The following is a 16,961-nucleotide window of genomic DNA, read 5'->3' as shown; positions in this document are numbered from 1 at the left end:
GACTCGCGTCTCCGGCGGCGCGCCCGTCTCAGTTGTCGCGGTGCAGCGTCGCGGCGAGGTGGTGTTGCAGCGGTTGCCCGACCGCCGCCATGCGCAGCGTGTAGTCCAGGGTGTCGCCGGACAGCGCCAGGGAGCGGCCGAGCGCGGTCACCGATTTGGCGGTGCTGCTGCGTCCGATGCTGGTCGAGTCCAGTTCCATGCGCAGACCGTCGTCCGCGGCGACCAGGCGGCCCTCACAGATCTCGGTGATCCCGGTCGGGTGGGCCAGGATCAACTCGATGCGATCGGGGCCGTTGGGCCGCAGATAGCCGGTCTCGGCGTGCAGGGGTCGGCTGCCGTCGGCGGCGCGGGTGCGCTGCCGGTAGGTGAGGAACGGGCGGCCGACGTGACCGAAGTGCACTTCCTCCAGATAGTCGAACGATTCGATGGTCGGATACTCCCCGTGTCCGCCGCCGCGCCAGATGCCCAGCAGCGGGGCGAGATGGGCGATATCCGGATGGGGCGCGACGGGGGTCTGGGGATCGAGCACGGCGGTCAGCATAGTGCGCCCGACCGGCGGCCGAGTGATCTCGACGCGCGTCGGCGGCGGTTATTCGCGTAAGGGGTCTGGATGGGCGTGGCCGGGGTCAGCGGCGGCTGGCGCGCCGGTAGCCGATGGCGGCGGGCACCGCGAACAGCGCGACGGCGCTCATCGACCAGATCAGGGTGAGGGTCAGCGGCCGGGCGAGCGCCCCGCCCTCGGCCAGCGCTCGCATGGTGTCGACGGCGACCGACATGGGCTGGTTGCGCACCACCGGCTGGATCCAGTCCGGATAGGCGGGCAGCGGGACGAAGCCGGTGCTGAAGAACATGAGCAGCGAGGTGATGATGGTGATGCTCTCCACCAGCGTGGCCTTGGCGGTGAAGACGGCGATGGCGATGACCAGGGTGGCGAAGGCCAGCCCGAACAGTACCGGCAGGGCGAAGAAGGCCAGCGTCGCCAGCGGCCCCCGATGGAACCGGAAGCCCAGCGCCATGCCGAAGGCGATGATCACCACGGTGCCGCCGAAGATGCGGCAGCCCTCGGCGATGATGCGGGCGGCCAGGCCGGAGGCGCGGTGCACGGGCAGCACCCAGAAGCGGGCGAGCAGCCCGGCATTGCGTTCCCGCCCGAGCATGACACCGCTGGCGATGGTGCCCGACAGCGCACCGACCAGCGCGACCATGGGCACCGAGCCGTAGAGGGCACTGCTGCCGGTGAACTTCTCGATCTGGCTGCCCACCACGATGTCCAGCATGAGCAGCAGCAGGCACGGGATGACGAGCGTTTCCAGCAGCGTCACCGGATCGCGCAGCCAGCGCAGCAGCAGCCGCTGCACCTGAATCCAGGTGTGGCGCACCAGCGCCGTGGGCGAGCCCTCGGCCTCGGGAGCGATGCTCGTGGGTTCCGGCATGGAGATGGCCATGTCAGGACCTCCGCGTGTTGAGCCGAATCGTGCAGACCAGCGACACCGCGATGATGGCGAGCGCCCACAGCAGCGGCGGACCCATTACCGACCAGGTCACCGCGCCGGCATTGCCCAGACTGTCGCCGCCGAGGGCGCGCAGCCCGTACGCCCACTGCGAGACCGGCTGGTTGCGCACGAACGGTTCCACCCAGTCCGGGAACTGGCTGGCCGGGGCCAGACCGGTGGAGAGCATGCCGAGAATCAGTGGCGGCAGCACCAGCAACTGGGTGGTGGCCTCGGGACTCTTGGCGGCGGTGCCGATGACATCCGCGCCGAAGCAGAAGGCGATGCCGATGAGCAGCCCCAAGGCCACGAAGCCGACGGTGTGCAGCGGCCCGCCGTGGAAGCGGAAGCCGATCGCGTGGGTCGCCACCAGCGCCGCGGTCAGCGCGACGAGCAGGCGGAACACATTGCCGGACATGCGCGCCGCGGTGGGGACCAGCGGGTGCATGGGCATGGCGTCGAAGCGCCGGTCGAGCCCGGAGACCGCGTCGGTGGCGGCGCGGAAGGCGGCCGAGATGGCGGCGAAGGATCCGGCCTGCAAGATCACGATCGGGGCCATGAACTGCGCGTAGCTGCTGAAGCCGGTGCCCGCGAAGGACATCAGGCGATTGAGCGGAATGTAGAAGCTGATGGTGAACACGATCGGTGCGAACACCATGTTCAGGATGTCGCCGCTCTTGACCGCGGGCACGATGAGCCGCACGCTCAGCACCCACCACTGCTGGAGGGTGGCGGGGGCGGCGCGGACGCCGCTGACGGCGGTCACGACCGGGCCTCCGCGGTCTCGGCGTCGGCGAGATGTCCGGTGAGATGTCCGGTGAGATTGAGGAATACGTCGTCGAGCGAGGGGCGGCGCAGCGCGATGTCCACCAGTTCGATGCCCGCGCCGTCGAGTCGGCGCAGCGCCTCGGCGAGGGTCTTCGCCCCGTCCGGGGCGGGTATGGCCAGCCGGTCCGAATCACCGGTCAGGGCTTGGCGACTCGATGCGGGCACCAGGCTGTCGAGGGCGTTGACGATGGCCGCGAGATCCTCCATGCGCAGCGGCACGATCTCGCAGTAGCTGCCGCCGGTGCGGGATTTGAGTTCGTCGGCGGTGCCGTCGGCGATGACCACCCCGTGGTCGATGACGATGATGCGGTCGCAGAGGGCGTCGGCCTCCTCCAGGTACTGCGTGGTGAGCAGGGTGGTGATGCCGTGCTTGCGGAATCCGCCGACGAGATCCCAGACCCCTTGGCGGCTGCGGGGATCCAGTCCGGTGGTGGGTTCGTCGAGGAACACCACCTCGGGCCGCACCACCAGTCCGCAGGCGATGTCGATGCGGCGGCGCATCCCGCCGGAGTAGGTGCCGACGCGGCGACCGGCGGCCGCGGTCAGGTCGAATTCGCCGATCAGTTCGTCCGCGCGGGCGCGGGCGGCGCGTTTGCGCAATCCCATCAGCCGCCCGAACATGACCAGGTTCTCGTAGCCGGTGAGGGCATCGTCCAGGGCGGCGAACTGGCCGGTGAGCATGATGGCGCGGCGGACGGCGGCGGCCTCGGTCAGCACATCGTGCCCGGCGACCACGGCCCGTCCGGTATCGGGGGCGATGAGGGTGGACAGGATGTTCACCGTGGTGGTCTTGCCCGCGCCATTGGGTCCGAGGATGCCGAGCACCTCGCCGGGCGCGGCCTCGAAGTCGATGCCGCGCAGTGCCCGGACGCTGCCGAACGATTTCTCGACGCCTTCGACGACGACTCCTCCGCTGGTCATGGCCTGCCTCCCAAATGTTCGTCCAGGACGCGGGCGACGGTCGCCAACGCTTCCGGGGTGGTGAGTTCGTCATGGGTGACCTCGATGTCGACACCGGTGATGTCCCCGGTGACGTACGGTCGCCAGCCGTCGGGACCGAAGATCTCCGAGGTGTCCACGGTGGCGTGGAAATACAGTGCGTCGCCGTGGAATACGGGTCGCCGGTAGCCGGTGCGGGTGCGGGCGGAGGCATTGTAGGAGGCCGCCATGCGCTCCAGGGTGGCGGCGTCGACCAGCGACACCCCGCCCATGCGGTCGCGGATCAGCTCCGCCGCCTGTTCCGCGGTGGCCTCGGCCGGGATGTCGGTCATGCCGAAGACATGGCCGAAGGTGGCGATGAAGGCTCCGGCGTCGAGCTTGTCGATGCTGTCGCCGTCGATATCGGCGGTGTCGGCGTCGAGCAGGGCCAGCACGCCCGGCCGCGCGCCTTCCTGCTGGAGGCGGGTGGCGACGGCGTGCGCGATGAGCCCGCCGAAGGACCAACCGAGCAGGTGGTACGGACCCTCGGGTTGCAGGCGGCGGATCTCGCGCACGTAGCGGCGCGCGAAGTCGTCGATGCCGCGGGCGGCGGGCTCCCCGGACAGGTCGGGGGCCTGGAGTCCGTAGATGGGCCGTCCGGGGGCCAGGGCGTCGGCCAGTCCGAGGTAGGTCCAGGCGATGCCCGAGGACGGGTGGATGCAGAACAGCGCCGGTTCGGTGCCGTCGGGCCGGATCGGCAGCACCACGTCGAGGCCCAGTCCGGGTGTCGAATCGGTTTGGGTGGCAGCGGCTTGGGCGGCCAGCTCGGCGAGGTGGCGCGCCTCGTCCGCCGCCGCTTCCCGGGCCGCCGGGGTGTCCGCGAAGGTGGCGGCGGCAGTGAGCGCCTCGCTCCACAGCCCCGCCAGCGTCGCGACTTCGCTTCTGTCCAACAGCGATTCGGGATAGGAGAAGCTGGCCTGCAACCGGTCTCCGACGACCACCGCATTGATCTCGACCTCGGCCGTGACTGCGACTCCCGGGTCCTCGGCGGCGTGCAGGTCCCCGAACTCGTCGGTGGGCAGCCAGCCGAGCCCCTCCAGCCCGGCGGGGATGTCCGCGGCGGCGTAGCGGCCCAGGTAGTTGAAGCCGATGCGGCCGGGCACCCGGTGCGGAAGCCGTTGTGCGGTATCGGCATTCAGATAGCGCAGCAGGCCGTAGCCCATTCCCCTGTCCGGCACGGCGAGCAGCTGGTGCTTGACCGCGCGGATCGCCGCGCCCATGGCCGGACCCCCGGCACAGGCGTCGTCGATGTCCACGCCCGGCAGCTCCAGCCGCAGCGGATAGAGGCTGGTGAACCAGCCGACGGTGCGGGACAGATCCGCCCCCGGCACGATCTCCTGCTGCCGCCCGTGGCCTTCCATGCGGATGAGGACGGAGTGCTCCGGCGTACGGGAGACGGCCCCCGCCGGTCGGCCCGGCGCGGTCGGTTCCGTGTCGGCAGTCGTCGCACGGTCGGCCCCGCGTCCCGCTGGCTCGGCCTGGCTCACTGTGCGGCGGGCGGCGCGGCCCACTCCCCGTGCTCCGGCCGCGCGGCTCGCATCCTCCCGCTCGTCGGACGACGATCGTGCCCGATCCCGTGCGGCGGGGTCGGCGTTGTGCTCGGCGGCGGGCGCACCGGAACGCCACCGCAGCACCGCCAGTGCCAGGGTGGCGAGCAGCGCGTCCTCCACGCCGCCGTCGAACAGTCCGGGCAGGGTGGTGAGCAGGGCGGTGGTGGTCGGTTCCGGCAGTTCGATCTCGACCGTGCGCACGCTGTCCACACGATCGACGGCCGGATCGAGTTCACGGTCGGCCAGCGGCGGGTCGGGCGTGGCCGCGACGGCGCGCCAGTGGCCGAGTTCGGCGACGCGGCCACCGCGGCGGGCCTCCTCGGCGAGTGCGTGCGCCCAGCGGCGCATGGAGGTGCCCGGTTCGGCCAGCACAGGGGTGGCCCCGCCCGACACCTGCGCCCAGGCCGCCATCAGGTCGGGGACCAGAATGCGCCAGGACACGCCGTCGATGACGAGGTGGTGGGCGACGACGATGAGCCGCCCCGCCCGTTCCGGCGCGTCGGGATCCAGCCACACCAGTTGCAGAACGGTGCCCGCCGCCGGATCGAGCCGCTCGAGGGCGGCCGCTACCTCGGTGACCGCGTATTCGCGCAGTTCGACCGAATCGGCGGCGGCCCCGAACTCGATGCGGTGCAGCAGCGCGTCGACATCCACCGCACCCGGCTCACGGGTGGACAGCCGCCAGTCGTCCCCGTCGCGTTCCAGCCGTGCCCGCAGCATGTCGTGGCGGTCCACCGCGGCCGCCAGTGTGGCGACCAGCTCGGCCCGGGTGATGCCGACCGGCAGTTCCAGCACGGCGGTCTGGGCGAAGCGGTGGAAGCTGCCGCCGCGCTCGGTCATCCACCGCACGATGGGGGTGACCGGCATGTCGCCGACCCCGCCGCCGGGCAGCTCCGCCAGCACGACCGCCGTGTCGGCGGCGTCGGCGAGCTCGGCCAGCGCGGCCACGGTGCGGTGCTCGAACACCTGCAACGGGGTGAGTTCCAGGCCGTGCAGCCGGGCGCGTGACACCAGCTGGATGGCGAGGATGCTGTCACCGCCGAGGGCGAAGAACGAGTCGTGCACACCCACCCGTTCCCGGCCCAGCAGTTCGGCCACGATCCCGGCCAGCGTCGTTTCGGTGGGCGTTCCGGGGGCCCGGTACTCCGTCTCGGCTTCGAAAACCGGTGGCGGCAGCGCTTTTCGGTCCAGCTTGCCGACGGCGGTGAGTGGCACGTGATCGAGGAGGACGAAGGCCGAGGGCACCATGTAGCCGGGCAGAGCGTCGGCGGCGTGGGCGCGCAGCGCGGCCAGATCGAGATCCGCGCCGGGGGTGGGCAGCAGGTAGGCGGCCAGGGCGGTGGCCCCGCCGGGTCTCGGAACACCCAGTGTCACCGCGAATTCCACGTCGGCGGCGCGCCCGAGCACCGTGTCGATCTCGCCGAGCTCGATGCGCTGGCCGCGCACCTTCACCTGGAAGTCGGTGCGGCCCAGATACTCCAGTCGCGGCGCTGCGGCCGAGCCGGTCCAGCGCACCAGATCGCCGGTGCGGTACAGGCGGTCACCCGGTGCGCCGTAGGGGTCGGCCACGAACCGCTGCGCGGTCGGTCCGGGCCGGGCGTGATAGCCGCGCGCCAGGGCCGGTCCGGCGAGATACAGCTCACCGGCCACGCCGAGCGGCACCGGCCGCAGCCGGTCGTCGAGCACCAGCGTGCCCGCGCCGCGGATCGGTCGGCCGATGGTGACCGGCGCGTCCATCCGCAGTGGTTCGGAAGCCGTTGCCCAGATGGTGAATTCGGTCGGGCCGTACAGGTTCACCAGGGTGCGGCCGGGTGCCCAGCGCTCCACCAGTTCGGCGCTGATCGCCTCCCCGGCCACGGCCAGCACCCGCACCGTCGTCACCGCGTCCGGGTCCATGGTGGCCAGGGCGGACGGCGTGATCACCAGGTGCGTCACCCGTTCGGCGGCGATGAGGTCGGTGAGCGCCGGCCCGCCGAAGGTGTCCGGGGGCGCGACCACGGCCGCGCCGCCGAATCCGAAGGCCATCAGCGCCTCGAAGGCGGAGGCGTCGAAACTCGGTGAGGCCACCTGGAGTACGCGGGCGTGCTCGTCCAGGCCGAGCAGCTCGCGCTGGGCGGCCACCAGGTCCGCGATGCCGCGGTGCGAGACCGAAACGCCTTTCGGCGTGCCGGTCGAGCCCGAGGTGTAGATGAGCCAGGCGGGGTTGTCGGGATGCGCCGTCGCGAGGTGGCCGGGGGTGGGTGCGTCGGTCGGGGCGTCCAGCAGCAGCCAGGTGGTGGTCTCGGGCAGCAGCGGCAGATGCGCGGTGGTGGTGAGGCCGAGGGCGCAGCCGGAGTCGGCGAGCATGTGCTCGATGCGGTCCAGGGGGTGGTGCGGATCGACCGGCAGGAAGGCCGCGCCGGTCTCGGCGGTGGCCCAGAGCGCGGTGAGCAGCGCCGCGCCGCGCGGCAGCGCCAGCGCGACCACCTTTTCCGGTGCGGCCCCGCCCGCGGCGAGCCGGGCGGCCAGTGCGTCGGCGGCGGTGTGCAGCTCCGCGTAGGTGAGCGTGCGCCCGTCGGCGACGACGGCCGGTCGGTCCGGGTGGGCCGCGGCGGTCTCCACCAGAATCCGGGCGAGGGAGCTGGTTCCGGTGGTGCGCGGGCCGCGCACCGGCACCAGGGCCGCGCGTTCGGTGTCGTCGAGCAGATCGATGTCGGACAGGCGGATGTCCGGGTCGGCGACAATGGCGGCCAGCACCCGTCGCCAGCGCGACACCAGCAGTGCGGCGGTGGCCGCGTCGAACAGGTCGGTGGCGTAGGTCAGCGTGGCGTCGATCCCGGCCGGTGCGCCCTGCGTCGTCCGTTCGCGCAGGTCGACGGTGAGGTCGAACTGCGAGCTGTCGCGGTCCACGGGTTCGACGGTGACGGTGAGGCCGGGGAACTCCAGTTCCGGCGCGGTGAAGTTCTGCACCGACAGCGATACCTGGAACACCGGCGCGTGCGCCGTGGACCGGGCGGGGTCCAGCACCTGAACGAGGCGTTCGAACGGCACGTCGGCGTGGGTGAAGGCATCGAGGTCGGTGTCGCGCACCCCGGTGAGGAATTCCCGGAAGCCGCGGTCCGCGTCCACCCGGGTCCGCAGCGCCACCGTGTTCACGAACATGCCGACGAGGTCGTCCAGGGCTTCCTCGCCGCGTCCGGCGACGGCGGTGCCGATCACCACGTCGGAGGTTCCGGCCAGGCGGGCGAGCAGCACCGCCAGCGCGGCGTGCGCGACCATGAACAGGCTGGTCTCGGTGGTGGCCGCCAACGCCGCGAGCGCGGTGTGGGTGTCGGTGTCCAGGGTGAACGGCAGGTCCCGGCTGCGCATGCTCTGCACCGCCGGGCGCGGGCGGTCGGCGGGCAGCTCCAGCACATCCGGGATCCCCGCCAGCCGCTCGCTCCAGTAGCCGAGCTGGCGGCTGGCCAGCGAGTGCGGGTCGCTCTCCGCGCCGAGCAGATCCCGCTGCCACAGCGCGTAATCGGCGTACTGCACGCGCGGCGGCGGCAGTGCGGCGTCCGCGCCGGACCTCCGGGACAGGTAGGCGGTCACCAGGTCGGTGGCCAGCGGGGCCATGGACGCGCCGTCCGCGCTGATGTGGTGGACGACCAGGACGACGACGTGGGCCGTCGGCACCCGGAACAGGCCCGCCCGCACGGGGGCCTCGCGGGTCAGGTCGAATCCGGTTCCGGCGAGCTCGGCGATCCGATCCCGCAGCGGCGCACCGTCTTCGGTCTCGACCACGGTCAGCTCGGGTGTGGCGCTGTCCACGCTCAGCACCACCTGGCGCGGTCCGTCGGCGTCGGCGGGATAGGTGGTGCGCAGCGTCTCGTGCCGTCCGATCACATCCCGCACGGCCGCGCGCAGCGCCGAGACGTCCAGCTCCCCGGTGAGCCGCAGCGGCGCGACGATGTTGTAGGCCGCCGACGCCGGGTCGAGGCGGTTGAGCACCCACATGCGCTGCTGGGCGGGGGAGAGCGGCACCCGGTCCGGCCGCAGCCGCGGGGCAAGGGCCGGGCGGTCGGGTGCGGTGCCCGCGGCCGGGACGACGCGTGCCGACAGCTGCGCCACCGTGGGGGCGTCGAACAGATCTCGCAGTGCCACCGTGGATCCCAGCGCCGCGTTGACCCGCGCCACCACCCGGGTGGCGCTGAGCGAATTGCCGCCCAGTTCGAAGAAGGATCGGTCGATGCTCACCCGTTCGGCGCCGAGCACCTCGGCGAAGACGGCGGCCACCGCGGTCTCCACCGGTGTGCGCGGGGGCAGGTAGCGCTGTGCGAGCGTCGCGAAATCCGGTGTGGGCAGGGCGTTTCGGTCCAGCTTGCCCACCGGTGTGAGCGGGACGTCGTCGAGCTCGACGAGATAGCTCGGCACCATGTAGCCCGGCAGGGCCGCCGCGACGCGGGTGCGCAGCCGCTCGGTGTCCAGTTCCCGCTCCGCCCCGGGCGCGGACACCACGTAGGACACCAGCACGGTGTCGCCCGCCGGACCCGTAAGCCCCACCGTGGCCGCGTATTCCACCTGCTCGTCGGCGGCCAGCACCGCGTCGATCTCGCCGAGTTCGATGCGCAGCCCGCGGATCTTCACCTGGAAATCGCTGCGTCCCAGGTACTCCAGCTCCAGTGCCGGACCCTGCGGGCCCTTGACCTCGATCCAGCGCACCATATCTCCGGTGCGGTACATGCGCACCCCGGGCGCGCCGTACGGGTTGGCCACGAACCGTGCGGCGGTGAGCGCGAAGCGGTTGAAGTAGCCGCGCGCCAGCTGCGGACCCGACAGATACAGCTCACCGGTGATGCCGAGGGGCACCGGACGCAGCCAGGTGTCGAGCACCATGGCCCCCGCCCCGAGCACGGGCGCGCCGATGGTGATCTGTTCCCCGGCCCGCAGTTCGCCCGGACCGGTGGCCCACACGCTGAATTCGGTGGGGCCGTAGAGGTTCACCATGCGCCGATCGGCCGACCAGGCCGTCACCAGTTCCGGACCGACCGCCTCGCCCGCCACCGACAAGCAGCGCAACTCGGGCAGCTCGCGCGGATTCATGGTGGCCAGCACCGACGGTGTGATGACGGCGTGGGTGACGCTCTCGGTGCGCAGCAGCCGCTCCAATTCGCCGCCGCCGTACACCTCCGGCGGTGACAGCACCAGCCGCCCACCCGTGCCGTGCGCCATGAGCAGTTCGTGCACGGAGGCGTCGAAGCTGGGCGAGGCCACCTGCAGGGTGCTCGCCGTCTCGTCGAGGTCCAGGCAGTGCCGCTGGGTGGCAGCGAGATTCGCCAGACCCCGGTGGCTCAGCAGCACCGCCTTGGGCTTGCCGGTGGAACCGGAGGTGTAGATGAGGTACGCGGTCTGGTCCAGGGTGATGGGACCGCCGCGCTCCGCGTCGGTGATGGGCGCGTCGGAGACCGTCATGGCCCGGCGGATGGTGTTGAGGTCGTCGAGCAGCAGCCAGTCGATGGAACCGGGCAGGGTTTCGCCGACCGCGCACACCGTCACGCCGATGGGGGCGCGGGAGTCGGTGAGGATGTGCTCGATGCGCTCCACCGGATAGTCGGGGTCCAGCGGCAGGAACGCCGCGCCGGTCTTGGCCAGCGCCCACACCGCCACCACGGATTCCACCGAGCGGGACAGCGCCAGCACCACGAACACCTCGCGGCCGACGCCCCGGCGCAGCAGCACCCGGGCGAATCGGTTGGACCACGCGTCCAGATCGCGATAGGTCATGGTGAGGCTGCCCGCGCTCACGGCGATGCCGTCCGGATCGACGCGGGCGCCCGCGGCGAGCAGGTCCGGCAGGGTGCGCATGGGCACCGGATCGCCGCCGCGCACCGGGAGCAGCGCGCGGCGTTCGGCGGCATCGCAGTGCTGCAGTTGCGCGATGCGGCGGTGCGGGTGGGTGGCGATCTGGTCGAGCAGTGCGACGAAGCGGTCGAGCAGTCGCCGCGCCCCGGTCTCCGGCAGCTGATCGGTCATGAATTTCACGCAGACGCGCAGGGATTCGGAGCCGTCGCGGTCGCGCTGCGGAATCACCATGAGGTTCAGCGGATACGGCGTGGCGTCGGTGCCGGACACGTCCAGAATGCGCATGCCCGCGATATCCAGTGCCCGCGAGAGGGTTTCGCGGTCGATGGGGTAGGACTCGAAGACGGTGAGGGTGTCGAACAGTTCGGGCAGCCCGACCGCCCGGTGCAGGGCGGCCAGCCCGATGTGCTGGTGGTCCAGCAATCGCGCCTGTTCGTCCTGCGCGCGGGCCAGCAGCTCGGCCACCCGTTCGGCCGGGTCGAGCCGTATCCGCACCGGCAGCGTGTTGATGAACAGTCCGATCATGTCCTCGACGCCGCCGAGCTGCGGGGGACGCCCGGAGACGGTGCCGCCGAACACCACGTCGGTGCGGCCGGTGAGCATGGCGAGCAGCAGCGCCCAGGCGGCCTGGACGGCGGTGTTCACCGTGGCCCCGGCGGTGCGGGCGGTGTCCTCGAGCCGGGCCAGCGCCCGCGCGTCGATATCCACCGTCACGGTGCCGGATTCGGTGGAGGTGATATCCGCGAGGGTGGGCACCGCGCGGGTCGGTCCGTTCACCCCCGCGAGCGCCTCCCGCCAGGCGGCGAGTGAGGCGTCCTCGTCCTGTTCGGCCAGCCAGCCCAGGAAGTCGCGATAGGAGTGCGGCGCGGGCAGCTGGGCCTGCTGCCCGGTGACGGTGGCGAGGTACGCGGCGAGCAGCTCCCGCACCAGCAGCGGTGTCGACCAGCCGTCCAGGATCAGGTGGTGGTTGGTCATGAGCAGCGTGTACGCCTCGGCGCCGGTGCGGATGAGGCTGAAGCGCAGCAGCGGCGGGCGGGTCAGGTCGAACCGGGTGCCCGCGTCGACGTCGATGATGCGCTCGAGTTCGCGCTCGCGATCCGGCGACTCCGGGGTTCGGGTGAGATCCAGTTCCTGCCAGGCGATCTCGGCGGAGCCGAGCACCAGCTGCCGGGGTCCGTCCGGGGTTTCGACGAAGGCCACGCGCAGCACGTCGTGCCGGTCCAGCAGGGCTTGCGCGGCGGCGCGCAGGGCGGCCGCGTCCACCCGGCCCGCCAGCGACAGCCGGGTCTGCACCGTGTAGCCGTCGGCGGTGTCGTTGTCGTAGCGGGCGTGGAACAGCAGCCCGTACTGCAGGGGCGACAGCGGCCAGATATCGGTGAGCGTCGGGTAGTCGCGCTCCCACTCGTCGATCCGGTCCTGGGTCACCTCGACCAGCGGGAAGTCCGAGGGGCTGTGCCCGCCCGCCCCGGTGCCGCGGGCGTGCGCGGTGAGCGCGGACAGCGCCTGCGACCACAGCTCCGCGAGTTCGCGCACCTGGGTGTCGGTGAGGATGCGCGCGGCGTAGGCCCAGGTGACCTCCAGCCCGGCCGCGGTGTGCAGGGCATTGATATCGACCACGGCGGCCAGGGGCGCGTGATCGTCCTGTGTGGCGGTGAAACGCCGTGGCAGCCAAGGCCCTTCGCCGCCGGACCCGGTGCGGCCCAGGTAGTTGAAGCTCAGGTGCGGGGTGGGTGCGTCCGCGAGCGCGGCCGCCGTCTCCGGGTGCAGGTAGCGCAGCATGCCGAAGCCGACACCCTTGTCCGGAATGGTGCGCAGGCGCTCCTTCACGGCCTTGAGCGCCGCGCCCGCCGCGGGTCCGCCGTCGAACGCTTCGGCGAGGTCGATCTCGCCGAGCTCCAGGGCCACCGGGTAGACGCTGGTGAACCAGCCCACCGTGCGCGAGATGTCCGCACCGGGCAGCACGCTCTCCTCGCGGCCGTGTCCCTCGAGGGTGAGCAGCGTGTCGGTGCGGTCGCGCCAGCGCGCCCACGCCAGCGCGAGCGCGGCGAGCAGGGCGTCGTCCACGCCGCAGTGGAAGCGCTCCGGTATGAGTTCCAGTGCGGTGGAGGCGGTTTCGGGATCGACCACGGTAACCACCTGCTCCATGGTCGCGACCGTGTCGAATTCGGGATCGAGTGCCCGCAGGCCCACCTCACCCTGCGGCGTCCGCGCCGTCCGCTGCCACAGCGGCAGTTCCGCGGCCCGCTCGGCGGCCCGCTCCAGCTGCCCGTGCGCCCACCGCCGGAACGAGGTGCCGACCGGCTGCAACGGCACCCCCGCGTATGCCATCGCCAGATCCGGCAGCAGTATCCGCCAGGACACCCCGTCGACCACCAGATGATGCAGCACCATCCACAGCCGCGGCGCGCCGTCGGCCCGCTCCATGACCACGAACCGCGCCACCACCCCGGCCGCCGGATCGAGCAGATCGGCCGCCCGCTCCAGCGCGGCCGCCTCGTCGTCGGCGGCATCGACGGCGACGTATTCGATGAGGGCGGCTGCCTCCACCTCTCCGGTTGGCTCCACCAGCCACTCCCACGCGACTGCCCGGTCCGGACCGTCGTCCGCGCCGCCCGTGCCCGTGTGCTCGTCTGTGCCGGCAGTGCCGGCAGTGCCGGTCTGCGATGCGTCCCGCGTCGCCGCGCTGTCGTTCTCGCGGGCCGCTGTGTCGGCAGCCCTCTCCCTGCCATGGGTCTCCCCGCCATGGGTCTCGGTTCCGACGGAGAGCTGGGGCGTGGTGTCGGTGCCGGTGTCGGAGTGCCTGTCGTGCACATCGACGGCGGCGTGCGGTGCGTCTCCCGGCTCTCCTCCGCCGGTGGCAGTGGGTATGGGGGGCGTGTCCGCTCCGGTGGTGTCGGCGGATGGGGTGCCGAGCCGGTTCGGTGTCTCGGTGTCGTCGCTCGCGCGGCGAATCAGGGTGCTGCGCAACAGGTCGTGGTGGTCGATCAGGGTCTGGACCGCCGCCGCCAGGCGCGGGCGGTCGAGGTCGGCGGGCAGGTCGAGCAGGACGGCCTGGGCGAAGCGGGGCCAGGTGTCGCCCTGGTCGAGCATGGCGTGCACGATCGGGGTGAGGGGGATGGGGCCGGTGCCGCCGCCCGGGAATTCGCGCACCTGGAGTGCGGCGACCTCGGTCACGGCGGCGGCCAGGGCGGCGACGGTCTTGTGCTCGAACACGTCTCGGGCGCGCAGTCCCAATCCGGCGGTCTTGGCTCGGGCCACCAGCTGGATGGCGACGATGCTGTCACCACCCAGGGCGAAGAAGTTGTCGTCCGCGCCGACCTCGTCCAGTCCGAGCACATCGGCGAAGACGGCCGCGAGGGCCGACTCGCGCGGGGTGGCCGGGGCGCGGCCGCCGCGGGCGCGGCTGCCGAAATCCGGTGCGGGCAGGGCCTTGCGGTCCACTTTGCCCGCCGGGGTGAGCGGCAGGGCGTCCAGGACCATGACCGCCGACGGCACCATGTAGGCCGGGAGATGCTGGGCGACGGTGGCTTTCACCGCCTCCGGATCGACCGCCGCGTCGGGGTCGGCACGGACGTAGGACACCAGCGCCGTCGCTCCGGCCGGGGTGCTCGCGCCGACCGTCACCGCCATCTCGACGCCCGGATGCCGCGCCACCGCCGCGTCCACCTCGCCGAGTTCGATGCGGAAACCGCGCACCTTCACCTGGGTGTCGCCGCGCCCGGCGTAGTCCAGGACCCACATGCCGTCGACCGTGCGCCAGCGCACCAGATCGCCGGTGCGGTACATGCGCTCACCCGGTGCGAAGGGATTCGCCACGAAGTGTTCCGCGGTCAGCCCGATGCGCTGGTGGTAGCCGCGTGCCAGGCCCGCGCCGCCGAGGTACAGCTCACCGGTCGATCCGGGCGGTACCGGCCGCAGCCAGGGATCGAGCACCACCGCGGTGACACCGCGTGCGGGTCCGCCGATGGTGATCGGCTCGCCCGGGGCCAGGGGTGCGCTCAGTGTGGCGGTCACCGTCGTCTCGGTCGGCCCGTACCCGTTGAGCACCCGGCGTCCGGCCCAGCGGGCGACCAGCTCCGGCGGGCACGCCTCGCCGCCGACCACCACCGTGCGCACCCGGGGCAGCGTCTCCGGGTCCAGCGAACCGGCCACCACCGGAGTCACATTCAGATGGGTGACCTCGTGCGCGCGCAGCACCCGCGCCAACTCCTCGCCCGCGTAGGCGGCGGGCGGCACCACGGCCACGGCCGCGCCCGCCGCGAAGGCGACGAGCAGTTCTTCCACGGAGATGTCGAAGCTCGGCGACACCGCGTGCGCCATCACCGCGCCGGCGTCCACGCCGAAGGCCGCGCCGGAGCCGGTGGCCAGGTCGGCCAGGCCGCGATGCGTCACGCCGACGCCCTTGGGCAGGCCGGTGGACCCGGAGGTGTAGATCAGGTAGGCCAGCTGCTCGAGGCGCAGCGGCGCGCGCCGGTCGGCATCGGTCACCGGCGTCGAATCCGCCGCGGCGACCGTGGATTCGGTGTCCGCGCCGTCCATCACCAGCCAGCGCACCCGGTCGGGCAGCGCCGCACGGGCGGCGGCGACGGTCACGCCCGCCACCACGCCACTGTCGGCGATCATGTGCTCGATCCGGTCGACGGGGTAGTCCGGATCCACGGGGACGAACGCGGCTCCGGTCAGCGCCACCGCCCACATGGCCAGCACCGACTCCCCCGACCGCGGAATCGACACCGCCACGGCGCGTTCGGGTCCCGCGCCGGCGGCGATGAGCACCCGGGCCAGCCGACGGGTGTACTCGCTCACCTCGCGGTAGGTCAGCTCGGTGTCGTGGGCGCGCACCGCCACGGCCGCGGGGTCGAGCGCCGCCCCGGCCTCGAGCAGCTCCGGCAGGGTGCGGGCCGCGGTCCCGGCCGGTCCGCGCACGGGAGCGAGTGCGCGCTCGTCGTCGGCCAGCACCGTGAGCGCCGCCAGCCGCGTATCCGGTGCCGCGTCCAGGAACGAGCGCAGGTAGGCCAGGAACCGCCCGTGCAGCGACACCAGTTCGGCCTCGTCGTAGCGGTTGGGATTGGCCTGGAAGTCGATATGGGTGCTCTCGCCGCCCACCCCGGGGTAGACGTTGACGAACAGGTCCTCGATGAGTCCGGAGGTGAGCACGTGCAGCCGTCCGGTGACGCCGCCGAGCCGAATCCGGCTGTCCACCAGCATGAGATTGACCGTCGGCCCGAACGAGCCCACCTCGTCCATGGACCAGCCGAGGTCGCGGACGATGTCCTCCTGCCGGTACCGCTGCCTGCGCAGCGCCGCCGTCAGCTCGCTCTGGGTGGCGCGGATCAGCTCGGCCACGGTGCGGGTGGGCGATTGCCGCAGCCGCAGCGGCACCACGTTCGCCATCATGCCGCCGGAGCGGCGCAGCGCGGCGGTGGTGCGTCCGGAGACCGGCAGACTGAGCACGATCTCCGGCGCACCGGTCAGCGCGCCGAGGAAAGCGGAGAAGGCGGCCACGATGACGGGTGCGGCGCTGGTGGACAGCCGGGTCACCCGATCGTCGAGCAGCGCCGCGGTATCGGCGGGCAGGGCGCGGCTGAGCAGCCGCGGATGGGCGTCCACCGCATCGCTGTGGCGGCCGAGCCGCACCGGTTCGGCCAACCCCGCCAGATGCTCCCGCCAGTACTCGCGGTCTGCGGCGATGCGATCCGAATTCCGGTAGGCCGCATCGGCTTCCACGATGCCGCGCAGATCCTCGGCCCGGCCGGGCGGTATCTCGCGCCCGGCCGCGGCGGCGTTGTAGATCTCGCCGGTGCGCTGCAGCATGGTGAGCGCGCCGACGCCGTCGAGGGCGATGTGATGGAAGCGTGAGTACCAGAACCAGCGGTCCTCGCCCACCCGCAGCATGGCGACCTGGCAGAGGCGGTCGCGCAGCGGGTCCAGCGGTGCGGTGTACTCCGCGCGCATCCAGGCGTGCGCGGCCGCCTCCGGGTCGGGGGCCGAGCGCAGGTCGACCGTCTCGATGGCGTCGTCGAGCGAGGTGTCGACGACCTGGTAGGGCAGGTCGTCGAGTTCGAGCAGCCGCAGATAGCCGGTGCCGAACTCCCGGCCGGCCCGCCGGGCCGCCGCCGCCAGCAGCGCCACGTCCACCGCGCCGACGAACTCGACGTACTGGGCGATGGAGACGGGCGTGTCACCGGCGAGGTGCTGGGCGAACCAGATGCCGCGCTGTGCGGCGGACAGCGGGAAGGGTGCGGCCGGACCGGTGGTGGGCGGAGCGGGGGACAGAGCGGAACTCGAAACCATG

Annotated in this window: 5 protein-coding genes; all 5 read right to left on the bottom strand. The window is 72.3% G+C overall.

What is annotated here, in order from left to right:
- Positions 1 to 28 precede the first annotated feature (28 nt).
- On the bottom strand, positions 29 to 541 hold the full coding sequence (locus tag QMO76_RS17745; RefSeq protein WP_306362427.1) for a peroxynitrite isomerase: 513 nt from the start codon (positions 539 to 541) through the stop codon (positions 29 to 31).
- 85 nt (positions 542 to 626) lie between these two features.
- A complete protein-coding gene (locus tag QMO76_RS17740; protein WP_306362426.1) occupies positions 627 to 1,445 on the bottom strand; it encodes an ABC transporter permease in 819 nt (272 codons plus the stop codon).
- A 1-nt stretch (position 1,446) separates the two neighbouring features.
- Positions 1,447 to 2,256, bottom strand: coding sequence for an antibiotic transporter (locus QMO76_RS17735; RefSeq protein WP_306362425.1), 810 nt, complete (start codon positions 2,254 to 2,256; stop codon positions 1,447 to 1,449).
- Positions 2,253 to 3,239: an ATP-binding cassette domain-containing protein gene (locus tag QMO76_RS17730; protein WP_306362424.1), complete on the bottom strand. Its 987-nt coding sequence runs from the start codon at positions 3,237 to 3,239 to the stop codon at positions 2,253 to 2,255. Before QMO76_RS17730 ends, QMO76_RS17735 begins: the two co-directional genes overlap by 4 nt.
- On the bottom strand, positions 3,236 to 16,960 hold the full coding sequence (locus tag QMO76_RS17725) for a non-ribosomal peptide synthetase (RefSeq protein ID WP_306362423.1): 13,725 nt from the start codon (positions 16,958 to 16,960) through the stop codon (positions 3,236 to 3,238). Before QMO76_RS17725 ends, QMO76_RS17730 begins: the two co-directional genes overlap by 4 nt.
- Between the last annotated feature and the right edge of the window lies 1 nt (position 16,961).

The sequence above is a fragment of the Nocardia sp. CC227C genome (assembly GCF_030767025.1).
In the GTDB taxonomy this organism is placed as follows: domain Bacteria; phylum Actinomycetota; class Actinomycetes; order Mycobacteriales; family Mycobacteriaceae; genus Nocardia.
The sequence above is the reverse complement of the archived record's forward strand: the minus strand, read 5'-3'. Positions and strand labels throughout refer to the sequence as shown.